This is a genomic window from Flavobacterium sp. TN-1 (genome assembly GCF_052828645.1).
The window spans coordinates 568429-595242 of record NZ_CM128253.1 but is presented as its reverse complement, the minus strand read 5'-3'; the positions used below and the strand labels follow the sequence as shown (position 1 = coordinate 595242).

Here is a 26814-nt window from a genome sequence, read left to right as displayed (position 1 = left end):
AATATGAATAGATTAAAATATTTTTTCTACCTTCTGTTACTACTGTTAAATAGCGTAGGATGGTCACAACTTTACCCAGTACAAGTAAACAGCAGCGTATTTCCTCCTTATTTATCCAGTTTGTCGAGCTATGCTACAACAGTTGATCAAAAATATCTAGTCAATATCTACACAGCGGATCTAAATGTTGTTCATCGTCAAGTACGATTACAGCTATACATAGAAGGAAATGGTATTCAAGCCCAATCCCTTCCAATGGTACAAGGTGCGCCCATTATGTACCTAAACGGAGGCGAAACCCTACAACTATCCAATCTAGATCTAGCCCCTTATTTTCAATTAGAAAACCTATCCGGAATTAATCAAAACCAATACAGCGGTACCTTACCACAAGGCAATTACAAATACTGTATAGAAGTATATGATTTTATAACCAACCAGCGAATTTCACAAAAATCCTGTACCTTCTATTATTTTGTATACAATGAACCCCCGTTACTGAATAGCCCTAGTAATCATGAACTGGTTGGTTTTCAAGACCCCCAAAACCTTATTTTTACCTGGACCCCGCGACACCTCAATGCCGTAAATATAGAATACGAATTTGAACTAGTAGAACTCCTAGACCAGCAAGTACCCTCTAACCATGCCTTTCTAACCAGCATACCCTTATACAAAACCACCACCTCCACGACCGTTTTACATTACGGTCCCGTAGAGTCCCAACTAATTGCAGGACGTAAATACGCTTGGCGCGTAAAAGCACTAAGTCAACCTGGATTTGGCGATAAAGCCATATTTAATAACAATGGTTATAGCGAAATTTTTGATTTTATCTACCCAGGTAATTGCCCCCCTCCAAAATTCGTAGTAGCTATTTCCCTTAATGCCACCCAATCCAAAATTACGTGGCAAACCAATCCCGACTTTGTAGATTATAAAATAGAATACCGTAAAAAAGGAACCAATAGTTGGTACCCAACAGCCTACTACAATAACGAAGCCAAACTATACGATCTAGAAGCAGGAGCAACCTACGAATATCGAGTAGGAGGAGAGTGCATAGGAGGACTTATAAATTATACCCCCGTAGAAGAATTTACCCAACCCCGTAAAGAAGAAATAGCCATCAAATGTGGCATAAAACCCAATATAGATTTAAGTAATACAACCCTTTTTGAAGGAGAATTACCCAATGATCAAATCATTCTTGCAGGCGATTTTTCCATCAAACTCACCGAAGTAAGAGGCAAAAGAAGCTATAGCGGCAAAGGCTACGTGAACGTCCCTTATTTATCCTTTGTAAAAATAGGCGTAGAATTTAAAGACATTACCCTTAATACAGACTTTAGGCTAGTAAAAGGCGAAATCAAAGCCCTATATGATCCAAGTTGGAAAAATATAACAGATCTCAGTAGCCTATACGATCAAATAGAAGACGGTTTTGATCTTCTTTCCCCCGATACCGAAGAACATCAATTTCAAACCAATTTTGATATTCCCGATCTGTCACATATTACAGTAAACAGTAATGAAGTAGTAGTCACCGGTACTAATGGACAAACCCAAAGTTTTGATCTAGACCCCAAAGAACTCATAATCATCCGCGACCCCAAAGGAAACGTATATGCAGTGCCCCCAGGAAGCGATAAGCCCGTGGTTTTAAATGAAGGACAAGCCGCAGGATTTATTCCTGATGCTTCTAATACACAAGGAATTACCAGCGCAGGCATGGTAACAAAGCTAGCTCCTATAGCCGCTCGTGTTACTTTTGAGCGATCGGCAGAAAGTAAGTATGCTGACGATGTAATGCCTGCAAAAGCACATCCTGACATTCAAAAACTATACAAAACCATTGCTGACGGAGCGACACCTTATACTTTATATCATAAAGGAATCCAAAATGATGGAAAAGGAAGTCGTAGTTTTGATTTTATAGATGCAGTAATAGCCGTTAATGGTACAACAATAAAGCCTGAGAGTATCCTATTTAATATCAAAGGCAGCGTGGCTAAAAAAATAGGGGGGCTGGTTATGAAAAATGGCAAGGCCTATCAACGACTAGAAGTACCCGTATATCATAGCTCAACCCCTGAGGAACTATTGGCACTAATACCAGGAAAAGACGGAGCCAAGCACCAAGTATTAGGCGCGGCAAAAATTATTCCAATCAAAACACAAACGGATGTAAATATAACCTTAGTACCCGTAAATAATGCGACCATACCTGATGGGATCGCTACGCAACTTAATGCCATTTATGCAGATGCTGGAGTACAATTTAAAGTGACAATTGCGCCCAACCATGAAGTAGCAAAAAACACCTTAGAATGTGGTAAAGATGCCCTATTAGAAAAATTATCCGAAGACCAATCGCAATTTGTAGAGCAATACAAAGCGGGTAAAGACATCCAAAAAGACCAATACTATGTGTTTGTTACCAAGGGGATTACCCCAAGTAGAGCCATTTCAGGTTTCATGCCACGCCATTCACAATTTGGTTTTGTGTTTACCAATCAAAGTGGAGAAGAGGTAAAAGCAGGCAATGACCTAGCAACAATAATTGGGCACGAATTAGGTCACGGCGTATTCGAGTTGCAGCACCCATGGGAACAATTTTCTACAGGTGATAAAAACAGTAATACCCCATGGTTAATGGATTATGCTTTAGGCACAAAACTAGCTTATCCACACTGGCAACGCATTAGCCACCCTAAATTTGGGTTGTATGTGTTGGATGGAAGTGAGAAGGGGGAGTTTTCAAAAAGTGTAATGACACCAAATTTTAAAATTGTTAATATTGATCAATCGTCTATAGTTTTAGAACCAAAAGACAAAAATATACCTACAGGAACTGTACCTGGTTTTGTTGTAATTGAGAAAGACAAAGAAATAATAACTAAAAAAAGATATTATTATTGGGATCAAGATAGGTATGTAAATACTACCAGTTTAAGTTGGAATAATGAAAAAAACAAATTTGAAACAATAGCAAATAGTGAACCTATATTTGGTGTAGAAAATAAAACAAATGATCCAGAAATATTATTTTTCTTGAATCTAATTGATTGTCCAGCAAGAAAACTATTTTTAAATAAATCAAAATTACCTACAAATTATAATTCAAATAAAGTTTTAGCTGATTTCTTAGCATCAAAATTAAATTCCTCGTTACCATTAGAATGTAATCCTTTAGATAATAGTAAGCCTAATCAAATTACTGGTTGGTCATTAGCTAAAGATGATACGATTGTGTCATGTAACATTGCGGATGATGTAGTTATTAAAAAGCAATTATTAAACATAGCTGAAGCTGTAAATAAATCAAATAATACAATCAAAGATTTAGAACCAATTTTTAGAGCCAATATCACTCTGTGTTCGATGCAAAAAATGGAAGAATCTTTGAGAACTAAAATATTATCTAAATATTTCAAAGAGGCTACTGATGACAGTGATCTAGAAATTAGTATGTGTGAAAATTCAGGATGTGATTATTTCTTTATTGGAGATCTAATTAAATATACTCCTAATAATCAACGATTAAATTTATTGTTAAAGTTTAAGGAAAATAATTTTGTATGGCTTAAAAAGCTATACAACTTTGGGAGAACAAACGGCGGTTTTGGAAATGATATAGATATAAATCAAGTTTCTGAGGTTTATTTGGAATTGAGTAAATGGATTGTTACCCATTATGATAAATTAAATATAAAACCAACTGTTAAACAGGCTTTTGTTTTTGATGGACAAGCTGTGTCTGATTATTATCCGGGTATGAAGCCTTATGTTTTAGGAAAAGATAATGAAGATATAGTTCTACAAATTGATAACAATAGTGAAATAAATATTCAAAAAACCGAACTTGAATTTTTAGAGGATGGAAAGCTAAGATTTTTTAATAAATATATGATGACAGATTTGTCACCTAGAATTTATGATCCAAATAATCCACCTCCATTAAGTAGCTATTATTCTTATTTTGAATATGACGAAAATTACAATCCGTATGAACCTGTAACAGTAATATGTGGTATTGAAAATAAATTAGGATTAGAGACTAAAAAAGAAATAGTAATGCCTGCTATAGCTGCTTTTGCTTATCAGGCTATACTTGATGAAGAGGGAAAACAAGAAACGTTGAGGCAATTCGGAAATGCAGTGATGATAACTACTGGAGTTTTGGCTGTTCCTTTTTCAGGAGGTTCTTCTCTAGTTGGGGTTTTATCTACAATATCTTCTGTAGGTATTGCAGTAGGTTCCATAGATGCTTATGTAACTTCTTTAGCTAGTTCAGATCCTAGTTTTAAAGATAGTTCTTTTTACAAAGCTTGGGATACTACATATACAGCTTATAGTTTTATTGATGGAGCAGGAGCAGTAACTAATTTAGCTAATACAGGTTATAATATTTTAAAGCTGTCCAATTTTGCAAAAAGTTATAATGCTTTTGACACCGCAATAAGTAGCTCTAACCTTTTTAAAAATACAGTATTCACCGAAAGATTGAGCCACTTAAAAAATATTTTCAAGAATACCTCAGCTGATCTTAACTTGCTAAATAGAGGGAAAACTTTTAGTAATTACATTTCAAAAATAAATACAGGTTTTAAGAAAACAATTTTAGCCTCTGTCCTTACTCTAAATTTAAATGTTAATGCAACTGATAATATTTTACAATTATCAAATAATGCAAACAAAATTGAAACTGTTTTAAACCTTTCAGGAAAAACAGAACAATTAACGGATGTTATTAGAAGTACTATTACGTCAAAATCAGATGAGATATTAAAAGCATTTGATAATGAAATTTTCGTAAGTATTAAGACTTCTCCAACTGCCCAAGCCGTAGATGGAAAATTTGTAATTCTTAATGTGGGACAAGATAACATCTTAGCTACTTTAATTAATAATCAAGTAAAGATTAATTTTATAAAGTCAGCTGTAGATGGTTATCATATTTATGAGTTTACAGAGGATAAAGATCCAACTAACACCAATACTTCGCCTAAATGTACCTTTTGTCCTGATAAAATTGGGAATAGCAAAGAAAGCGAGCTTTGTAAAAAATTAGAAAAATTAGCTTCAAATACACAAAATGCTGTCGCGGTACAAAAACTATGTGACAAGGGAATTAATTTAAAGATTTTAGATAAAGTGCTAAGCTATACCATTGCAAAGCAAAAAGTATTTGTAGATGATTTTTCAGGTATTTCTGAAAGAGGAATGGCTATTTTGAAATCAAAAGAGCATTTAGTTGATTATTGGAAAGAAAATGGAGACTTTTATAAAACGATTAGACCTTATCACGGAGACGATCATAGAGATTGGGATACAAGTTCTAAAATTGTTAAAGGGATGGGAGCAAGAGAGAAATTATTGGTTGAAGCTATTGATAACGAGGATATTCATTCTTGGAATAAAGTTAAAGAAATTTGTAATGTAGAAGAGCAAGGTATTTTTGATGGTAATAAAGTTTCATCAGGTAATTTACCAAATGAGAACATAGTTATAAAGTACAATAGAAAGAAATATAATGGAGATGTTTTAGAAAATTCTGATACAGCATATGATGACTTTATAAGTACATTACATCCCTTTTTACAAAAGCATATAGAATATATGGATTTTATTCGACAAGATTGCTCTAATTATAGTGATGGTAAATTATATGAAAAGCTATATGGAGGTAAAATTAGTTTAGGCAAACTTACTAGTGCTCAGAGACCAGGAATTCATACGGAGGTGTTAGTTTTGAACGAATTAATAAAAGATAAACAAAACATTACCAGTGTAGCAGATATTAGAGCACTCGATATTAAAATTGTTATAAGATGGAAAGTAAAAGGTCAAATTTTTAAGCAGATGGTTACTTGTCCTCATTGTTTTTATATAACGGAAGGGGTTTTCTTTCCAAATAGTAAATAAAATGATAAAATATTTTGAGCAACAGAATTGGGAAAATTTAAAAGCCTACATTAACGTAAATGATAAACGTGAATTGTTTACTGGAATAGAAGAAAAGTTAGACCTAGATAAAAATTTATATTTTAGAATTTCATATGTGAATAATTTTGAACATGGATTAATTTATGATTTTTGTTTTAGAGAGTATAAATGGTATGCATACATATATATATATGGTGTGAAAAGGTTTACATTAGGTTTAGATTGTATAAAAAATACTAATGTTAGTCATTATAATTTGAGTTACGATTTTATTTCTTTTGATGATTTTCGTTTTAAAAACGGAGAAAATATTGAACAATTGAACTTTAAAGTACTTTTAAATCGTGAAGATTTGGATTATGAAAAATTAATTGTAAACAATAAGGATGTGATTGATAAGTACCACTCTTATGATGAAGATGGTCCTATTGATCTAGATACATTTGTTTATGTACATAAAGATGTTGAAAGATATTCAAAGGTTATTGTCGCTTATGCTATTCATAATCAAATGAAAGAATACCTAGGAAAAACAATTCCTGATACTTTCATGGAAAAGTTTGTATGGCAAGAAGAACAAATTGGTAAAACAATAAACGAGGATCAACTGCCAACTGATATACAATTTATTGGAGGAGTAACAGTAGCTTATCACGATATTACCCAAGTAATTGTAGCCGTTATCACAGTTATGAATGTAAATAGTCAAGAAATTGTAGATCAAGCAATTTATACTGAGGACAAGATCACTATGCATATTCCAGATGTTTTTGGATTTAATGAAACAGAGTGGGCAATAAAAGCTTTTGAAAAATTATCTATAAAACCCCAACTTATTTTTTGTGATGGACACGGTATTGAGCATCCTAAAAATATGGGCTTGGCTACTTTTTTGGGTATTCAACTGGATATACCTACTATTGGTTGCGCCAAAAAACGTCTTGTAGGGTATTATAAGAAGGAAGATTTAGGGGATAAAAGAGCAGATCGTATAGAACTTATATTTGACCAAAAAGTAGTTGGAAAAGCCCTCCGAACAAAAGAAAATACAAACCCAATATATATTTCTATAGGACATAAGATTTCTTTAGAGACAAGTGTAAATTGGGTGTTAGAAACAACGCAATCAACAAGACTTCCTTTTGTACTTGAAAAGGCAATTGAGATTGCTCGCCAACAGATGCCTGAGCAATTCAGAATCGATTTTATGAATGATGAACTTAACCAATACGGAATTATAAAATGATACTAGCCATAGATGTATATTACGTAAACAACACAGCCAAAAGTGTTGGCGTGCTTTTTAATTGGGAAGATACAGACCCGATCGCTCGGATTTACACAATCCAAATCTAAACGTCTAGTTTTCAACGAAACAGTTGGCGCATAACCCGATCGCTCGAATTTATACAATCCAAATCTAAGCGTCTAGTTTTCAACGTGGCAGTTAGCGCAGAATTGTATTCTGTGCCCACAAAGAGAATGCCCTGCTCCCCAGAGTCTGAGCTATAATTTTAAGATAGACATGCTGGCAAAGTCTCCTGACTTTGCGTTAAGCTAGTAATGTATATTATTTTACATTTTTGCATTTTCATTAAAAATCAAAATAAGTGACTTATTGCAAAAAAGTTTAATTTGTGATAGTTCAAAGTCGGGAGACTTTGCCAGTTGGGTCTTGTGAATTTAATTAAAGAGCTATATGTAGAAAATGTACAAGGAGATTTGGTAGTGTATTAAAAATTTGTAATAAAAAAGACAGATTGGTAATGAAGCAAGATATAATACACTACCGTTAAAAATATATATTTTTAAACAAATGCTTGCTTTTGTTTTTAGAGTCAATTATTTGTAATACAGATGTTTGTGTTTTTATGGTGGGTGGCTATTGAAATTTAACTTTATTTTATAATATTAAAGATAAATTCTTTTCTAATTTTAGATCTTTAAACACAAAAAACATGACAAACTTTGAGTTATACAATCCTGTAAATTATATTTTCGGGAAAGGACAGATAACAAAATTAACGGAATTATTACCTCAAAACACTAAGATCTTACTTACTTATGGAGGAGGTAGTATTTTTAAAAACGGAATTTATGATCAAGTAAAAACAGCTTTAAATGAATTTGAAGTAATTGAGTTTGGGGGTATAGAGCCAAATCCTCGTTTTGAAACTTTAATGAAAGCAGTTCAGATAATTCGAGAACAAAATATAGGTTTTATTCTTGCTATTGGAGGTGGTAGTGTAATAGATGGAACTAAATTTATATCAGGAGCTGTTAAATATCAAGGAGATGAAGTAGAAATTCTTCGTCAACGAATATTGTTTAAAGATCTTAAAGAGGTAGTTCCTTTTGGAACAGTTTTAACTTTGCCTGCTACTGGCTCTGAAATGAATTCAGGTGCTGTAATTACAATTGAAGCAACACAAGAAAAGTTAACTTTGGGAGGTAGTGCTTTATTTCCTGTGTTTTCTATTTGTGATCCAACTGTAATAGAATCATTACCTAAGCGTCAGTTACAAAATGGCGTAGTAGATGCTTTTACACATGTTATGGAACAATATTTAACGTATCCACATGATGCGCTACTACAAGATAGGATAGCAGAAAGTATTTTACAAACTTTAGTTGAAATAGGTCCCTCTGTAGTTGAAAATCCAACCGATTATAAATTAGCATCTAATTTTATGTGGTCTTGTACAATGGCACTAAATGGGTTGATCCAAAAAGGAGTCCCATCAGATTGGGCTACTCACATGATAGGTCATGAATTAACTGCTTTGTACGAAATAGATCATGCAAGAACTTTAGCAATTATAGCACCTAATTTGTATAAAGTAATGTTTGATACTAAAAAGGAAAAATTAACTCAATACGGAAAGAGAGTTTGGGATTTGACAGGATCAGATGAAGATATTGCCCAAAAAGCGATTGAAAAAACAACAGAGTTCTTCCATACCATGGGAATGCTTACTCGTTTATCTGAAAATACGGAAAATTATACAGAAACAGCTTCTATAATTGTAAATCGTTTTGAAGAAAGAGGGTGGAAAGCTTTAGGAGAAAAACAAAACATTACACCTGAAAAAGTAAGAGCCATTGTAGAAATGAGTTACTAAAATATTTTAAATCTTAACCTAATTCAAAAAGCGCACTTGATTATTTCAATGTGCGCTTTTTTACTAAACACCAAAAACAAAACGTAACTTAACTTTTAACCCAATTATTTTTCTACATCTGTTTTGGTTTTGCTAACAGTTAATCGAAGATACTGAATGAATCCTCTGCCTTCAAATTCATAAGTTGTACGACTTGCATTGTGAAACAATTGAATGCGATGGTCATTAATAACGCTTAGTGTAAAAGATTCATTGCCCCAAAAATCATAATCTAATGTTAAATTTTTAGTATAAGGATTAAGATTGTTTGAAACACCATATAAACCATTAAAATCCCAGTATATATTATTTACATTGGTTCCTCGTAAATCTTTTGAAGAACGAAAATGATCGTTTGTTCCACCCGCTAGAAATTGTATGAAATTTTCTTTATCAAAATCATTTAAAGCACCTATTCTACTAGTGTACACTTTTTCCCAAGCTTCATATTCTTGTAAAAAGTAATGAATGTTATCGTTAAATAATTTGTTATAACCAAAGTTATTTCGTTGGTATCCCGTTAAATAATAGCTTACTTTTCGAGAGGGATCATGTATCTTAATTTTATTATTTGTTAATTGACTTATTTCTAATTCAAATGTTCCGTATACATCATGAAAAATACGAATAGAATTAGAATAATAATTATAGGCTCCTATTCTTATTCCAAATCCGTTGCCAGTTGATCCAATACCTGCTAAGTTATTGTTAGCATATAAAGCCCCATTTAAAAAAGAAATAGTAAAAGCACGTGTTATGAAGGGAATATCACCAGAACCTTCTGTAGTATTATAATCTACATACCATAAATCATAACTTTCCATTAATTTGGATAGACTTTTATTACTATTAGTAGATGTATGACGATCTTCAATTATTACTTCATTAGTACAAGATTGAAATAAGGAAGGTATTATTATGATTAACAAAAATATTCTTATTGTTTTCATACTATTAAGATTTTGAAGTTTCCTTATTTAACTATTCAATATGCGTGCCATTTTTTTGTAACTTTGGTTTTTTGTTTAGAATTGTATCTTTACAGATAAAACTATTTTATCTTAATCTAATAGACAGATGATAAAAACGTTTGCCTCGAGCGTGGTAAAAATTGATCGGGAATAATAAAGTATGAATACACAACCCAAATTTGCTGTTATTGGTGGTGGTAGTTGGGCTACCGCGATTGTAAAAATGTTATGTGAAAATGTTGATCAAATTGCTTGGTATATGCGAAGTATTTACGCATTAGAGCATTTGAAATTACACAAACATAATCCTAATTATTTAAGTTCTGTAGCATTTGATATTAATAAATTACAACTTACTAATGATATAAATAAAGCAATTCAAGATGCTGATTATGTAATTTTTGCAATACCTTCTGCTTTTTTGAGTGCAGAACTTGAAAAAATGACTGAGAGTCTGGAAGGAAAAATAGTTTTTTCAGCTATTAAAGGAATTGTTCCTGAAAGTAGTTTAATAGTAGGAGAGCATTTTCATACAAAATACAATATACCCTATGAAAATATTGGTGTAATAACAGGTCCTTGTCATGCAGAGGAAGTAGCATTAGAACGACTTTCTTATTTAACTATAGCATGTGGAGATATGGAAAAAGCAAAAGTTGTAGCGACTAATTTTTCCAGCTATTATATTAAGACTAAAACATCAGATGATATTGTAGGTACGGAGTATGCGGCTGTTTTAAAAAATATTTATTCTATAGCAGCAGGTATAGCTCATGGATTAGGATATGGTGATAATTTTCAAGCGGTATTAATGAGTAATGCTATTCGAGAAATGAAGCGCTTTATTAAACAAGTACATCGTATGAAACGAAATATAAATAATTCCGCTTATTTAGGAGATTTGCTTGTAACAGGATATTCTGTTTTTTCAAGAAATCGTATGTTTGGTAATATGATTGGTAAAGGATATACCGTAAAATCAGCTCAAATGGAAATGAGTATGGTAGCAGAAGGATACTATGCTACCAAAAGTGCTTGGACATTAAACCAAAAATACGAAGCTAAAACTCCCATATTAGATGCAGTTTATCAAGTTTTGTATGAAAACAAAGAAGCAAAGAAAGTCTTTAAAAAATTAACAGAAAAATTAGATTGATTTTTAGATAATAAATGAGTCTATATGAATAGAAATTTTATAACATTTAGTTTGTTGTTTTAATGAAAAGGAGAAGTCACATTACAAAAGGTATTATGTGATTTCTCCTAGTCTTTCTGCCAAAGTAAAAGATTAAACAAAATAAAATTAGGAATTATCTTCTTTTTAGATCATTTATTTTACTACCACTCCATTTTGCCATAAAATAGGGACTTCTTCAGTAGCACGTTCATTAATTGTATTTTGTCGGAAAGTAAATTTTTTGTCGTAAAGTGTATTTTCTATAAAATAAGTTACCATAAACTCATTATTAAGGGCTAGAACACTATTTTCTATCATTTCTATTTTTAAAGCAGAAACACTTGGTAATGTTTTAAATCCGTGACGTAACAAAGATGTTTTGCGCATTTCACCTTCTATTTTGCCGTAAGCTTTAGAAACGACTATAATATTTTCTAATTCAAAATCAGAATCATTAATAAGGTAAACATTCCATACTTTATCCATAAAATCATCATTCCATTCTTGTACAGCGGCTAAAAATACATTTTCTACTTTAGGGATTATAATGTCTTTTTTCATTTTAGTATTAATATTAAAAAGAAGAAAGTCAAAAGTTTGTTTCATTTCGCACTTTTGACTTTCAATATTTGGCTATATGTAATTATATACTTGATTTAAATTGCTCTAAGAAACGTACATCATTTTCATAAAACATACGAATATCTCCAATTTGGTACAATAACATAGCAATACGTTCAATACCCATACCAAATGCAAATCCGTTATATTCTTCAGGATTAATATCACAATTTTTTAGTACGTTAGGATCGACCATTCCACATCCCATGATTTCTAACCAGCCTGTTCCTTTGGTAATACGATAATCTATTTCGTTCTTTAATCCCCAGTAAATATCTACTTCAGCACTTGGTTCAGTAAAAGGAAAATAGGAAGGGCGTAAACGGATTTTGGATTTGCCAAACATTTCTTTGGTGAAATAAAGCAAAGTTTGTTTTAAATCAGCAAAAGAAACGTCTTTATCAATATATAAACCTTCTACTTGATGAAAAATGCAGTGGGAGCGTGAAGAAACGGCTTCGTTACGAAAAACACGTCCTGGAGAAATGGTACGAATAGGAGGCGTATTATTTTCCATATAACGCACTTGTACAGATGAGGTGTGGGTGCGTAATAAGATATCGGGATTAGTTTGAATAAAGAAAGTATCCTGCATATCACGTGCTGGATGGTATTCAGGTAAATTTAAAGCGGTAAAATTGTGCCAGTCGTCTTCAATTTCAGGGCCTTCAGAAACGTTAAAGCCTACATTTGAAAAAATATCAATAATTTGATTTTTTACTAATGATATAGGATGTCTTGAGCCTAATTTAATAGGTTCAGCAGGACGTGTTAAATCACCATATAGTCCTTTGGTTTCTTCTTTGCTTTCTAAAGCTTCTTGAATTGATTTTACTTTTTCTTCTACTGTATTTTTTAATGTATTAATAATTTGACCAAAATCTTTTTTTTGATCATTAGGGACATTTTTAAATTCAGCAAAGATGTCTTTTACTAGTCCTTTGCTTCCAAGAAACTTAATTCGGAATGCTTCTAATTTTTCCTTATCCTGTGTATCAAAAGCTTGGGCTTCGGCAATGTATTCTTTAATCTTATCTATCATCGGTTCTCCTTTGAAAGGTGCAAATTTAATTTTTTTTTAGTGATTAGTTTAATTAATATTTCTAATTATTTGTTTCTGTGTGCTGACTATTCAATAATTTTTTTTTCTACAAAATAATTCACAATGGCTTCTTTCATTAAAACAGATTGTTCACCTGCCTTTAACAGTGGTAGTTCTTCTTTTATTTTGTAATGAGGCCAGCCTTCTTGATCAAAATAGTCAAATTCGTAATAGCCATAGGGTTCTAATAATCTACAGATGGCTATGTGCATTAGGTTTACTTTTTCATCTTTTTTAAAGTTTTGATTAAATTTTCCTAATTCTTGTATACCTACAAGGTAAATAATGGCATCTAAATCAAGTTCATCACCATCGGCAAATTTATTAGATAGAAACCTAACAATTTGTTCCCAACGTTTTTTTAATTGTATATCTCGACTCATTTTATATAGACGAAAGAAGATAGATTAAAAGATTTCTTCTTTCTGCAAATATAATACTAATAAGGGATAGCCTTCTTTTTTCTTTCTTGTTTTCTCTTTTTATTATATTTGAAAAAAAGAAAAAATGGGATTTATAGATTTTATTATAGGAACTTTATTAGTTTTTGGATTTTATAAAGGATTTAAAAATGGTTTGTTTGTTGAGCTAGCTTCTTTGGTGGCGTTTTTTGTAGGAATTTTTATCGCTATTAAATTTTCGTATTTTGTGAGTGGTATTTTAGAAGAGAATATATTCTGGTCGTCTAAAACAATTCAAGTTTTGGCATTTGTTATTACTTTGGTATTGGTTGTATTAGGAATTCATTTGATTGCAAAATTACTTTCAAGTATTGCTAGTTTTGCTTTTTTAGGGTGGGCTAATACGTTAGTTGGAGGACTTTTTGCAACATTAAAATCAGCTTTATTAATTGGTGTAGTTTTAAATCTTTTTCAGAAAGTAAATGTAAATGATATGATTGTAAGTAAAGAAACACAAGAAAATTCTTTGTTTTTTAACCCTTGTATGAAAACATCTGAAATATTATTGCCCGTTTTAGGAGATTGGTTTGCTGATTTAAAAGAGAAGTCCGATAAATGGGATGAAAAAACGGATGATGTAAAAAAACAAGAAGGTCAAGAGGGTATACATTGAAAAGATGATATAGGGTTGAACTAATATTAATTGTTTTTTATACTTAGTAAAATGGTATTGATTAGCAAAATCAATAAATTATAGTTGAAAACCCCGTTTTGGCAAGAATAGCTAAAACGGGGTTTTTATATTTTAGAGTAGTTATTTTGTACGAATTGAACAAATGCTTTTTAATTAGGTTTTATAAATAAGCGTTTTATAGATCAAATCCCATATTGACACCTAATTTAGTGGCGATAATTTTGCCAATTTTTTCTTTTAATTCAGGTATTTTTATGCTTGAAGTTACTTCGCTGGTAAAAGCATACATTAACAGTGCTTTGGCTTCTTTTTTAGGAATGCCACGTTGTTGCATATAAAATAAAGCACTTTCGTCTAGTTGACCAATGGTGCACCCATGTGAGCATTTTACGTCATCAGCAAAGATTTCTAATTGTGGTTTTGCATTTATAGATGCTTTTTCACTTAATAAAACGTTGTTGTTTTGTTGGAAAGCATCTGTTTTTTGAGCTTCTTTTTCAACGTAAATTTTGCCATTAAAAACACCCGTTGCATGATCGTCTAATATACATTTGTAGTTTTGATGGCTTTCACAATTTGGTTGCGCATGCTGAACTAATGTATAATGATCCACGTGTTGTTTATCTCCAATGATTGTAATTCCTTTCAGGGTAGAATCAATACGTTCTCCTTGGTGATAGAAATTTAAATTATTACGTGTAATATTTCCTCCAAAAGAGAATGTATGTACAGAAACACGACTTTCTTGTTTTTGAGCAATATAGGTATTGTCAATTAAATTAGCGGATTGTAAATCATTTTGAATTTTATAGTAATCTACAATGGCTCGTTTTTGGGCAAAAACTTCTGTTACTGAATTAGTGAAGACAGGATTTTTGTTTAAACTTTGATGACGTTCGATAATTTGTACATGTGCATTTTCACCTACAATAACTAGATTACGAGGCTGTATCATTAGAGCATTTTCAACACCAGTTGAGAAATAAATAATTTCAATAGGTTTTTCAACTACTTTACTTTTAGGAATGTTTATATAAGCTCCTTCATAGGCAAAAGCGGTATTTAAGCTAGTTAATGCTTCTTCCTTACTTGCTATTTGATTAAAGTAGGTGTCAATAACCATTTTATATTTGGGTTTTGTTAATGCTGAGGACATTAAACAAACATCTAATCCGTCATGCGTAGTTGAGGATAAAAAAGTGCTAAAAACACCGTCAATAAATACTACTTTGTAGGTGTCAACATTGTTGATAAAGTATTTTTTTACATCCTTAATTTCAACTGCATTTTCTTTTTTAGGGAAGATACTAAAATCATTTTTTAATACTGTATTAAGCGATGTATATTTCCAAGCTTCCTCTTTTTTTGTTGGAAAACCTTTAGCTTCAAAATTTTTTAATGCGGAAGTACGAAGGTCGTGTAATTCAGTGGTTACATCTACCTTTTCTTCAAACGCCATAAAAGAGGAAAGTAATTTTTCTTTTAAATCCATACTTCTTTTGTTTCAAGTTTCAAGTTTCAAATTCCAAGTTATTGGAATTAGGTTTCTTTGAAATCTTTCTTATTTAAATAAGCAATAAAATTTTTAATAATTCTATCGCTTAGATTTTATACTTATTTTTTAATTCTATGAATTTATCTTTTAAAATATATTCATAGTCATAAAGTCTATATATTTGAGAACCGTATTTTTTGTTTGAATCTTTTGAAATAGATAAGAGTTATTTGGTTTTTATGTTTCTATCTTTTTCAAAATCTTCTGTCTATTACTGATTCAGAAGAAGATCTAACTTCTTCTTTAAATCTGAAATCAGTTTTTAGTTCCGTTTCTTTTAAAATTAAATGATTTTTTTAGTTAATAATTGTGTTTCTTGCTAGATTTCTAATTTTTCAAACTTATTTATTGTAGTCATATAATTTGAAATCCGAAACTTGAAACAAAATTTATACGAGTTCATTTTTAATCCAATCGTATCCTTTTTCTTCTAATTCAAGGGCTAATTCTTTAGTACCTGATTTTACGATTTTACCATCCATTAGTACGTGAACAAAATCAGGAACGATATAGTCTAATAAGCGTTGATAGTGTGTAATTACTAAAACCGCGTTGTTTTGATTTTTTAATTTATTTACGCCATTAGCTACAATACGTAAAGCATCAATATCTAAACCTGAATCTGTTTCGTCAAGAATAGCAATTTTAGGTTCTAACATTGCCATTTGAAAAATCTCATTACGTTTTTTTTCACCTCCTGAAAAACCTTCATTCAGTGAACGAGAAAGGAATTTTCTATCCATTTCTAATAACTCTGACTTTTCACGGATTTTTTTCAGCATTTCGTTAGCAGGCATTTCTTCCTCACCATTTGCTTTACGTTTTTCATTAATGGCTGTTTTAATGAAGTTAGTTACTGAAACTCCTGGGATTTCAATAGGGTATTGAAATGATAAAAAGACACCTTTGTGTGCTCTTTCTTCAGGTGCTAATTCAGATAAATCCTCACCATCAAGGATGATTTCACCTTCTGAAACTTCATAATTTTCATTACCAGCGATGATTGACGATAATGTTGATTTTCCAGCACCGTTTGGTCCCATAATCGCGTGAACTTCTCCTGCTTTAATTTCTAGGTTGATACCTTTTAATATTTCTTTATCTTCTACTGAAGCGTGTAAGTTACTAATCTTAAGCATTTTGTTTTATTTTATAAAAAAGCTAATTCTATGTTGTTTAATTCTTTAGGATTGTCAGCGTTAATATGCTTATTTCCTATATATTGCATTCCTAAATATTCGGCTGATTTTTGAAAAGGAATATAGAAACTATAATCTAGATCTTTTTCGGAATCATGTGAATTAGAGATTACGACCATTTTTTTTTCTCTTAATTTTCTACCCCAATCTTTTTCAATTCGGATTAAATCAGAAAAACGATCAAAAAAAACCTTCATGATACCGCTCATGTTGTACCAATATATTGGTGTAGCAAATAGGAGGGTATCGTATTTTTCTATGATTTCCTTCATTAGTGGAAGAAAATCATCTGTTATATTTTTGTTCTCATAATCGTAATATGTAAATTGATAATCACTTAGATTAATGATATCCATTTTATATTGCTCTGCAATAGCATCAGCAATTGTGGTGGTATTACCGTTTTTACGAGATGAACCGACTATAATTACTGAATTGCTCATTATCCTACTGAACCTTCTAAAGAAATTTCTAATAATTTTTGTGCTTCTACTGCAAATTCCATTGGAAGCTTATTTAATACTTCTTTGCTAAAACCGTTTACAATTAAAGCAATTGCTTTTTCTGTAGGAATGCCACGTTGATTACAGTAAAAAATTTGATCTTCACCAATTTTAGAAGTGGTGGCTTCGTGTTCAATTTTAGCGGTTGAATTATTGGATTCAATATATGGAAACGTATGTGCACCACAGTTGTTACCCATTAATAAAGAGTCACATTGAGAGAAGTTACGTGCATTTTCGGCACGTGAACTAATTTGCACTAATCCTCTATAGCTGTTTTGTGATTTTCCAGCAGATATACCTTTAGAGATAATGGTTGATTTGGTGTTTTTACCTAAATGGATCATTTTCGTTCCAGTATCTGCTTGTTGAAAATTGTTAGTAACGGCAATAGAGTAAAATTCGCCTATTGAGTTATCTCCTTTTAGTATGCAAGACGGGTATTTCCAAGTTACGGCAGAACCTGTTTCAACTTGTGTCCAAGAAATTTTAGCGTTTTTTTCGCATAAACCACGTTTAGTTACGAAGTTGTATACACCGCCTTTTCCTTCTTTATTTCCTGGATACCAGTTTTGAACGGTTGAGTATTTAATTTCGGCATCGTCAAGAGCGATTAACTCTACTACTGCTGCGTGTAATTGGTTTTCATCACGACTTGGAGCTGTACAACCTTCAAGGTATGATACATAACTTCCTTCATCTGCAATGACTAAAGTTCTTTCAAACTGACCGGTTCCTCCTTGGTTAATACGGAAATAGGTAGATAATTCCATAGGGCAACGAACGCCTTTTGGTATATAACAGAAACTGCCATCAGAAAAAACAGCGGAATTTAAGGCAGCATAGAAATTATCTTTTTGAGGAACAACTGTTCCGATATATTTTTGAACTAATTCAGGGTGTTCCTGAATAGCTTCTGATATAGAACAAAAAATAATACCTTTTTCAGCTAAGGTTTTTTTGAATGTAGTGGCAACCGAAACGGAGTCCATTACGATGTCAACGGCAACACCTGCTAATTGTTTTTGTTCATCAATTGATATTCCTAACTTTTTAAATGTTTCTAACAACTCGGGATCTACTTCATCTAAGCTATTGTACTTATCTTTTTTCTTGGGTGCGGAATAATATGATACTGCTTGAAAATCAGGTTTTTCATAATGAACGTTAGCCCATTCTGGTTCTGTCATTTCATTCCAAATACGAAATGATTCCAAGCGCCATTCAGTCATCCATTCAGGTTCATTTTTCTTTTTAGAAATGGCACGAACAATATCTTCGTTTAAACCTGCAGGAAACGTTTCTGATTCGATATCGGTATAAAAACCATATTCGTACTCTTTGTTTTCTAATTCTATTTTTAAATCGTCTTCGGTATATTTTGACATAATGTATCTAAAAATGTAAAAATTTAAAAAATTTAAAAATCTATAAAAATGAAACAAAATATTGTACTTTTTTATTTTTAAATCTTTTTAATTTTTGATTCACCTTATTCTGTTTTAAATATTTAATAAATTCTCTGGTTATTTTGAAATTTAACTTTGTTATTTCTACCTCAATAGAATTAATTTCTGTTTATAAATCTGACATAAATAGAGAAAATTAAATACCTTTTTATATTTATTTGCTGATTTTTTGTTTTTTCAAAAATCAGTGATAATTAATTGAATATATAGAGCGTTTTCTATAGATAAAGCTTTTGTAGATCCAAAAAATGATAATTTTTAATATTAAAATAAATGGTTTTCAATATGTTTTGATCTTTATCAGATTTAAAACGTATTACTCATTTCTTTTAGTTTTTATTTCTTGGACCTTTGTTTAACTATAAAGAAAAACTCTCTCCACATCCACAGGTTCTTTGTGCATTGGGATTGTTAAAAACAAAACCCTTACCATTAAGCCCTCCTGAATATTCAAGTACAGTGCCTATTAGATATAAATATGATTTTTTTTCAACAGCTATTTTAACGTTATTGTCCTCAAAAACCTTGTCATTTTCAGTGGTTTCTTTGTCAAATTTAAGTTCATAAGACAAGCCTGAACAACCGCCACTTTTTACCCCTACACGTACGAAATCTTTTGAAGCATCAAAGCCGTCTTCTTTCATCATATCTATGATTTTCTTACTTGCTGATTCTGAAACTTTTATCATTTCTTATTTTGATTTTGTCTAAATTAATTGCAAAGGTACAACATAAAAATTCTTTTTCATAATCTCTAACATTTTTGTAATCAATTTTATAATAAAAAATAGTTATGATAGATTATTGAAATCCTTTATATTGCGTTACAAAAAACAAATTAACTATTTAAAAAATGGATCAAAAATTAAAGCAAGCTAAAAACTACAATGTGGACTTTTGCGGAAAAGGTGAAACGTATTTTGGAATTTTAATTCTTAATTGGGTCTTAAATGCTGTAACATTAGGCTTTTATCATCCTTGGGCAAAAGAAAAACGACTAAAATATTTGTATAGTGAAACAACTTTAGACGGGAGTCCTTTTGAGTTTCATGGTACAGGAAAAGAAATGTTTAAAGGATATATAACAAGTATTGCGGTTTTTTTAGGTTTAGCGGTTATTTTTGGTTTAATTTATTATGCAGGATTTGAAAGTATTGCTTTCCTTTTTTTAGTAGGTGTTATTTTAGTTATAGTACCTTTTGCCATACACGGATCTTATCGTTATAGAATGTCTAGAACTTCATGGAGAGGGATTCGTTTTGGATATAGAGGAAACCGTAAAGAATTGATGGTTAATTTCTTAAAATGGTTTGGGCTTACTGCAATAACATTTGGTATTTATGGATCTTGGTTTACAATTAATTTAAGAAAATATACTCTTCAAAATATTCGTTTAGGAAATATAAAAATGGAGTATGAGGGAAATGGGGGAGATTATTTGATACTAAATATTAAAGGCTATTTTTTAACTCTGTTTACTCTTGGTATTTATGGTTTTTGGTGGCAAAAAGAAATTATTGAATATTACATTAATAATCTAAAAATGTATAAAGATGAAGACGAATTAAAAATTTCTACCAATATTACAGGGGGAGAACTTCTTAAAGTAGTCATTGTAAATCTGTTAATTATCACGTTTACTTTTGGTATTGGAACAGCTTGGGTTGAAATGCGTATTATGAAGTTCCTATTGTCCTCTATTCAATTAGAAGGAACAATTGATCTTAGCACAATTAATCAAACAGAAGAGATTTATAAAGATGCTACAGGTGAAGATATGGAAGATATGTTAGATATGGATTTAGTAATATAATGACAATAACTAAGGCACAAGCTATATATTATGATGGGGTTTCTTCTAAACCCCATTTCGTTGAACTTTTTTTAGATGTTACAAAAAACTGCCTGTTCTTTGAAAATAAAGAAAAAGGTTGGTTAAATTGGTCAATTAATGAATTAGATAAAACTTTTCAATCCAATATAATAATATTGCATTATAAACCAGATATTTCGCAAAGTATTCAAATAACGGATCAAAAATTCATACAAGACTTTAAAGTATATTTATCCGAAAATAAACAACTTAACTGGAGTCAGAAAATTAGAAATTTAAATTTAACTATAGTTATTTCTATAGCCATGGTTTTATTTGTCTCCGTTATTTTGAGCTATTTTTATGTAGTACCATGGTTAGGAGAAAAAGCCGCCGTTTTATTACCTCAAAGTTTTGATGATAAGTTGGGAGTTTCAGCTTTTAATCAATTTATTTTAACTGAAAATAAAAAAGAAAAAGAGTCTCAATTATTACAAGAATTTGCAGATCAACTAAAATTAAAAAATACTAAAAAATTACATTTTACGATAGTAGATTCACCTGTAGTAAATGCGTTTGCTCTTCCTGATGGAAATATAGTGGTTTATAAAGGAATATTAAATAAGATAAAAACGTATGAAGAATTAGTAGCCTTACTAGGTCATGAAACAGCTCATGTAAACCAAAGGCATGCAATAAAATTATTATGCAGAGATTTATCAGGGTATCTTTTTTTATCAGTAATGTTGGGGGACATAAACGGTATCATGTCTGTGGTAGGACAACATGCAGATAGTTTGTATTCGCTCTCCTTTTCTAGAAACTTTGAAACACAGTCAGATGAGGAAGGTTTTAAACTAATGTTGGCTAATCAAATAGATCCCAAAGGAATGATAGATTTATTTACCACATTAGAAAAAGAAGAAAACTCTACAGCTTTATCAGTTCCTGAATTTTTGAGCTCACATCCTATAACTAAAGAACGAATTAATACTATACAAAAATTGATCGTAAAAAAGACGTATAACTTTAATAAAAATAAAAAGCTTGAGTACCTGTTTAATGAATTAAAAAAATGAAAACTATTCTTGTTCTAGAAATTTTATATTCTGGAATTATTGCTTAATGTGAAAACCAAATTATATGTTCGATTTTATGATAGAAATAAAAGCATAAAGAAAAAGTTAAAGATAAAAAAATATTAAAAAATACTCTGTGTAGATGATAAAATGATTCAAACATTCAAAATAATACAGTATGAATCATATAAAACGTGAATATAAAAGAAAACGAACTCCATTTAATATCTATTTTGTGTAAGTAAAGTTATAAGAGAAACCTCATACATCTTTTTAGTATATTTGACTTTCGTAATCATAAATTAAAGACATAAAAAAGATCTTCTCAAAGCCTATACTAAAACAATGGCTTTATGTATCAATATAAAAAATAAAGTTTGAACATTATGAAAATATATCCCATAGAATCAGGTAATTTTAAATTAGACGGAGGCGCTATGTTTGGAGTTGTACCCAAAGCTATTTGGAATAAAACCAATCCTGCAGACGCTAATAACTTAATAGATATAGCAGCTCGTTGTATGCTCATTGAAGAAGGAAACCGGTTAACTTTGATAGATACAGGAATGGGAAATAAACAATCCGAAAAATTTTTTGGTTATTACTCTTTATGGGGAGAGGATACTTTGGATAAATCATTAGCTAAATATGGTTTTCATCGAGAGGATATAACAGATGTATTTATGACCCATTTGCATTTTGATCATTGTGGAGGATGTGTCAACTGGAATAAAGAAAAAACAGGCTATGAAGTAGCATTTAAAAAGGCAACCTATTGGACTAATGAAAACCATTGGGAATGGGCTACTAAGCCCAATCCAAGAGAGAAGGCCTCTTTTTTGAGTGAAAATATTTTACCCATGCAAGAAAGTGGGCATTTAAATTTTATAAAAAGACCTGATTCAGACTATGGAATTTCAGATGAGTTGAATTTTGGTATTTTATATGTTGATGGTCACACGGAAAAACAAATGATACCCCACATACAATATAAAGATAAAACAATCGTTTTTATGGCAGATTTGTTAGCTACAGCAGGACATATACCTCTGCCTTATGTAATGGGATATGATACTCGCCCGCTACTAACACTATCCGAAAAAGAAAAATTTTTGAACGAAGCAGCCGAAAAAAACTTTTATTTATGGTTGGAACATGATGCACATAATCCTATTATAACAGTTGAAAAAACAGAAAAAGGAGTTCAATTAAAAGAAACTTTTCAACTAGAGGATATATTAATCTAATGTTAAAACAACTTTTTGATATTAATATAAATAAGATATTTACAGCCTAAAATTATATTTATGAGAATTTTAAAAACGATAACTTTTACAGGTACTATAGGAATGATGATTGCTAGTTGTAGTACGCCAAAAGGAATTGTGAGCATTGACCCTAAAAAAATTGATCAAATCCCTTTAAAAATGACTCCCATTAAGGAAAAAGACTTACAACGTTGGAGTCATCTAGATCTTATTAAAGATACAATTCCAGGAATGGGAGTTGATAAAGCGTATGAACAATTATTAAAAGGGAAAAAAGCAAATAAGATCATTGTAGGTGTTATTGACTCTGGAATTGATATTGAACATGAAGATTTAAAACCAGCCATTTGGAAAAATTCCAAAGAAATTCCAGGAAATAAAAAAGATGATGATAATAATGGTTATATAGACGATGTTCATGGATGGAACTTTCTAGGAGATGCAGATAACGAACAGTTAGAATTAACCCGCATCGTGAAAAAAGGAAATGATGGTTCCGTTCAATATGAAAACGCCTTAGCACTTTTAACACAAAAAAAATCTGAGCTAGAACCTCAAAAAACACAAATAGATGCAATTGTAAATGCAGATAAAAATATTGCAGAGTATTTAAAAAAGAAAAATTACACCCTTACAGAAGTAAAAACAATCAAAACAACAGATCAAACACTACTTCAATCTCAAAACATTATTGGGCAAGTATTGTCTAACATGGGAGGAGATAAAGCAAAATTTGATACTGAAATAGGAGAGTATAAAGACTATGTTTATGATCAATTAAATTATAATTTAAATACAGAATTTGACGGACGTAAACCAGTAGGCGATAATCCTTACGATATTACCCAAACAAAATATGGTAATAGTAATGTTATAGGTCCTAAAAAAGAAAGCGGTAAACACGGAACTCACGTAGCGGGAATTATAGCGCAAACTAGAGGTAATGGAAAAGGAGGAGATGGTGTAGCATCAGAATATGTTCAAATTATGGCATTGCGTGCAGTTCCTAATGGAGATGAATATGATAAAGATATTGCATTAGCCATTCGTTATGCAGTAGATAATGGTGCTAAGGTAATCAATGGAAGTTTTGGAAAAGCTTTTTCTCCCAATAAAGAATGGGTTTACGACGCTATTAAATATGCAGCCTCCAAAGATGTACTTTTTGTTCATGCAGCAGGAAATGATGCAGAAAATATTGATATAAAACCTAATTATCCTAATGATGCAGAAGGAAGTAATCCCGAATTTGCAGATAACGTAATTACAGTAGGTGCTTTAAATTACGAATATGGATCAAAAGTAATGGCTAATTTTTCTAACTACGGAAAGATAAATGTAGATGTTTTTGCACCAGGAGTAAAAATATACGCAACCGTTCCTGACAATAAATATGAATATTTACAAGGTACCTCTATGGCATCACCCAATGTTGCTGGAGTAGCAGCCTTAATAAGAGCCTTTTATCCATCATTAAAAGCAGCTCAAGTAAAACAAATTTTAATGGAATCAGGAACCTCTCTAACTAACAATTTCGCTCTAGCTGGCGAAAATGCAGAACCTACTACTTTAGATAAAATTTCTAAATCCGGTAAAATAGTAAATGCTTATAATGCCTTAAAAATGGCTGAAAAAATCATAAAAAAATAACTCTTAGTTTAAATTATTACATTTGGAAGGGATTTAATCCCTTCTTTTTTATTTAATAGATATGAAAAAATACGTACTATTCTTTTTCCCTTTATTGGCTTTAGCGCAAAAAAATCCTAATTCCGGTTATTGGCAACAGCATGCTGATTATAAAATGGAAGTTAATATGGATGTGAAAAATTATCAATATAAAGGAAAACAAACATTACTATATACTAATAATTCTCCAGACACCTTAAAGAAAGTATATATACACTTGTATAACAATGCTTTTCAGCCTAATAGTCCTATGGATGCGCGTTTAAAATCAATTAAGGATCCCGATGGACGTATGGTAAATAAAGTAAAAGTAGAAGGTAAAGAAGTAAAAGAAAGTAGAATTAGCACCCTAAAACCTAATGAAATAGGATATTTATATGTCAATAATTTAAAACAAGACGGAATAGCCGTTATAAGTAAACGTGTAAGTACCATTTTAGAGGTAAATTTGGCAAAACCTCTTATGCCTAAAACAAGCACTACCTTTACAATGGATTTTGATGGACAAGTACCTGTTCAAATTCGTAGAAGTGGTAGAAATAACAAAGAAGGAATAGAGCTATCTATGTCACAATGGTATCCTAAAATAGCTGAATATGATATAGATGGTTGGCAAGCAGACCCTTATATTGGTCGTGAATTTCATGGCGTATGGGGTAATTTCGATGTTAAAATTACAATAGATAAAGAATATACATTAGGAGGAAGCGGATATCTACAAAATGCAAATGAAGTTGGAAAAGGATACGAAGAAAATGGTTTTAAAGTAGTATATCCTAAAAAAACAAAAAACCTGACATGGCATTTTATAGCTCCCCAAGTTCATGATTTTACTTGGGCTGCAGATAAAGAATATCTTCATGATAAGTTAATACGTCCTGATGGTATTACACTACACTTTTTATATCAAAATAAGCCTGAAATTATTCAAAATTGGAAAAATTTACAACCTAAAACTTCTCTGTTGATGGATGTATACAATAAAACAATTGGTCAATATCCTTATAAACAATATTCTGTTATACAAGGTGGAGATGGAGGTATGGAATATGCAATGTGTACCTTAATTTTAGGAGAAGGAACGCAAGAAGGCCTAATAGGGGTTACAGCTCATGAAATGGCACACTCTTGGTTTCAACATATTTTGGCAACAAATGAAAGTAAATACAGTTGGATGGATGAAGGTTTTACCACTTGGTTAGAAAATTATGGATTAAATGAAATAGCAGAAAAAAAAGTAGAAAATCCTCATGAAGATTCTTATAAGGCGTATTTTTTATTAGTAAAATCAGGAAAAGAACAACCACAAACCACCCACGCAGACCATTATGATGAAAATAGACCGTATAGCATTCAAGCCTATAGTAAAGGTAATCTATTTTTAACACAATTAGAATATCTTATAGGGAAAGAAAACTTAAGAAAGGTTTTAAAACGTTATTATGCCGATTTCAAATTTACACACCCAACCCCAACAGATATTATTCATACAGCTGAAAAAATAACAGGAGCCAATCTAGATTGGTATCTGACAGAATGGACTAAAACAACAAATACCATTGATTATGCAATAAAAGAAGTAGTTGAAGAAAAACAGTCAACAAAAGTTATCCTAGAAAGATTGGGAAGAATGCCTATGCCACTTGAAATAACTGTTTTTTACGAAAATGGTACCCAAGAACTCTATTATATACCTCAAACAGCTATGCGTTGGTCAAAACCCAATGAATCTAATTTAAAAAGAAATGATTTAGAAAGCTGGGATTGGGCTTATCCAGTGTATGATTTTGTCATACCATCTTTGAAACAAAATATAAAAGCAATAGTAATTGATGCTAAAGGAGAAATGGCTGATATAAAAAAAGAAAATCAAATATATAAATTGTAAAAAAAATAATGAAATCTATTTTAGGTTTTGAAAAATTCTTTTAGTTATCAAAAAAAGATATTATAGATTTAGCTGTTGAAACAACAACTTTATAACAGCTTTTTTGGTCTCCATAAATAAGTTAAGAATATTGTAAAAATCTAATAAAGAAATAGTTTCTAACACCATTTAAACTTAAAATATACTGGATTAAAAAATAAAGTTCTCGATACGTTTTTTTATTTTAGAAACAACTCGAACAAACGGTTGAGTATATAATTGAAATCATCGTTAGT

19 protein-coding genes are annotated in these 26814 nt (G+C 31.1%); 10 read left to right on the top strand and 9 right to left on the bottom strand.

Going from position 1 to position 26814, the window contains the following annotated elements; all coding sequences use genetic code 11:
* The first annotated feature begins 3 nt into the window (after positions 1-3).
* The 3 genes from ACUXZJ_RS02405 (at position 4) to ACUXZJ_RS02395 (ending at position 9071) form a co-directional block, all read left to right on the top strand.
* Positions 4-5928: a fibronectin type III domain-containing protein gene (locus ACUXZJ_RS02405; protein WP_063743397.1), complete on the top strand. Its 5925-nt coding sequence runs from the start codon at positions 4-6 to the stop codon at positions 5926-5928.
* 1 nt (position 5929) lies between these two features.
* A complete protein-coding gene (locus ACUXZJ_RS02400) occupies positions 5930-7195 on the top strand; it encodes an endonuclease V (protein ID WP_063743395.1) in 1266 nt (421 codons plus the stop codon).
* Positions 7196-7907: 712 nt separating this feature from the next.
* On the top strand, positions 7908-9071 hold the full coding sequence (locus ACUXZJ_RS02395) for an iron-containing alcohol dehydrogenase (RefSeq protein WP_060381443.1): 1164 nt from the start codon (positions 7908-7910) through the stop codon (positions 9069-9071).
* 104 nt (positions 9072-9175) lie between these two features.
* On the opposite strand, the gene ACUXZJ_RS02390 is transcribed toward ACUXZJ_RS02395, so the two are convergent.
* Complete coding sequence (locus ACUXZJ_RS02390; protein WP_060381444.1) at positions 9176-10060, bottom strand: hypothetical protein; 885 nt, start codon at positions 10058-10060, stop codon at positions 9176-9178.
* 181 nt (positions 10061-10241) lie between these two features.
* Between ACUXZJ_RS02390 and ACUXZJ_RS02385 the strand changes: the two genes are divergently transcribed.
* The gene (locus ACUXZJ_RS02385; RefSeq protein WP_060381445.1) at positions 10242-11237 is read left to right on the top strand and encodes an NAD(P)H-dependent glycerol-3-phosphate dehydrogenase; all 996 of its coding nucleotides are present in this window, start codon (positions 10242-10244) and stop codon (positions 11235-11237) included.
* Between the two features lie 174 nt (positions 11238-11411).
* Here ACUXZJ_RS02385 and ACUXZJ_RS02380 read toward each other — a convergent pair whose 3' ends face one another.
* The 3 genes from ACUXZJ_RS02380 to ACUXZJ_RS02370 form a co-directional block, all read right to left on the bottom strand.
* A complete protein-coding gene (locus tag ACUXZJ_RS02380) occupies positions 11412-11819 on the bottom strand; it encodes a hypothetical protein (RefSeq protein WP_060381446.1) in 408 nt (135 codons plus the stop codon).
* Between the two features lie 82 nt (positions 11820-11901).
* On the bottom strand, positions 11902-12921 hold the full coding sequence (gene pheS / locus ACUXZJ_RS02375; RefSeq protein ID WP_063743393.1) for a phenylalanine--tRNA ligase subunit alpha: 1020 nt from the start codon (positions 12919-12921) through the stop codon (positions 11902-11904).
* Positions 12922-13007: 86 nt separating this feature from the next.
* Positions 13008-13364 carry a hypothetical protein gene (locus ACUXZJ_RS02370; protein WP_063743391.1) on the bottom strand — a complete coding sequence of 119 codons (357 nt, stop codon included), beginning with the start codon at positions 13362-13364 and terminating at the stop codon, positions 13008-13010.
* A gap of 124 nt (positions 13365-13488) precedes the next feature.
* Here ACUXZJ_RS02370 and ACUXZJ_RS02365 point away from each other — a divergent pair, with 124 nt between their 5' ends.
* On the top strand, positions 13489-14055 hold the full coding sequence (locus tag ACUXZJ_RS02365; protein ID WP_063743389.1) for a CvpA family protein: 567 nt from the start codon (positions 13489-13491) through the stop codon (positions 14053-14055).
* 196 nt (positions 14056-14251) lie between these two features.
* Here the strand turns inward: ACUXZJ_RS02365 and sufD are convergent, their stop codons facing one another.
* The 5 genes from sufD to ACUXZJ_RS02340 all read right to left on the bottom strand — a co-directional run bounded on the left by sufD (position 14252) and on the right by ACUXZJ_RS02340 (position 19491).
* Positions 14252-15568, bottom strand: a complete 1317-nt coding sequence (sufD, locus tag ACUXZJ_RS02360) for a Fe-S cluster assembly protein SufD (protein ID WP_060381450.1) — start codon at positions 15566-15568, stop codon at positions 14252-14254.
* Between the two features lie 452 nt (positions 15569-16020).
* A complete protein-coding gene (gene sufC, locus ACUXZJ_RS02355) occupies positions 16021-16770 on the bottom strand; it encodes a Fe-S cluster assembly ATPase SufC (RefSeq protein ID WP_060381451.1) in 750 nt (249 codons plus the stop codon).
* A gap of 11 nt (positions 16771-16781) precedes the next feature.
* Entirely contained in the window at positions 16782-17273 is a 492-nt protein-coding gene (locus ACUXZJ_RS02350) for a flavodoxin family protein (protein ID WP_063743387.1), read from the bottom strand.
* Positions 17273-18721 carry a Fe-S cluster assembly protein SufB gene (sufB, locus tag ACUXZJ_RS02345; RefSeq protein ID WP_060381453.1) on the bottom strand — a complete coding sequence of 483 codons (1449 nt, stop codon included), beginning with the start codon at positions 18719-18721 and terminating at the stop codon, positions 17273-17275. The genes ACUXZJ_RS02350 and sufB overlap by 1 nt, the downstream gene beginning before the upstream one ends.
* Before the next feature lie 440 nt (positions 18722-19161).
* Positions 19162-19491, bottom strand: a complete 330-nt coding sequence (locus ACUXZJ_RS02340; protein ID WP_060381454.1) for a HesB/IscA family protein — start codon at positions 19489-19491, stop codon at positions 19162-19164.
* 164 nt (positions 19492-19655) lie between these two features.
* Between ACUXZJ_RS02340 and ACUXZJ_RS02335 the strand changes: the two genes are divergently transcribed.
* From ACUXZJ_RS02335 to ACUXZJ_RS02315, 5 genes are all read left to right on the top strand, one after another.
* The gene (locus ACUXZJ_RS02335; protein ID WP_063743385.1) at positions 19656-20615 is read left to right on the top strand and encodes a YjgN family protein; all 960 of its coding nucleotides are present in this window, start codon (positions 19656-19658) and stop codon (positions 20613-20615) included.
* A complete protein-coding gene (locus ACUXZJ_RS02330; protein WP_060381456.1) occupies positions 20615-21694 on the top strand; it encodes a M48 family metallopeptidase in 1080 nt (359 codons plus the stop codon). The genes ACUXZJ_RS02335 and ACUXZJ_RS02330 overlap by 1 nt, the downstream gene beginning before the upstream one ends.
* 386 nt (positions 21695-22080) lie before the next feature.
* Positions 22081-22941: an MBL fold metallo-hydrolase gene (locus ACUXZJ_RS02325; RefSeq protein ID WP_063743383.1), complete on the top strand. Its 861-nt coding sequence runs from the start codon at positions 22081-22083 to the stop codon at positions 22939-22941.
* A gap of 60 nt (positions 22942-23001) precedes the next feature.
* Positions 23002-24612: a S8 family peptidase gene (locus ACUXZJ_RS02320; RefSeq protein WP_060381458.1), complete on the top strand. Its 1611-nt coding sequence runs from the start codon at positions 23002-23004 to the stop codon at positions 24610-24612.
* A 61-nt stretch (positions 24613-24673) separates the two neighbouring features.
* Positions 24674-26539 carry a M1 family metallopeptidase gene (locus tag ACUXZJ_RS02315; RefSeq protein ID WP_063743381.1) on the top strand — a complete coding sequence of 622 codons (1866 nt, stop codon included), beginning with the start codon at positions 24674-24676 and terminating at the stop codon, positions 26537-26539.
* Positions 26540-26814: the final 275 nt, after the last annotated feature.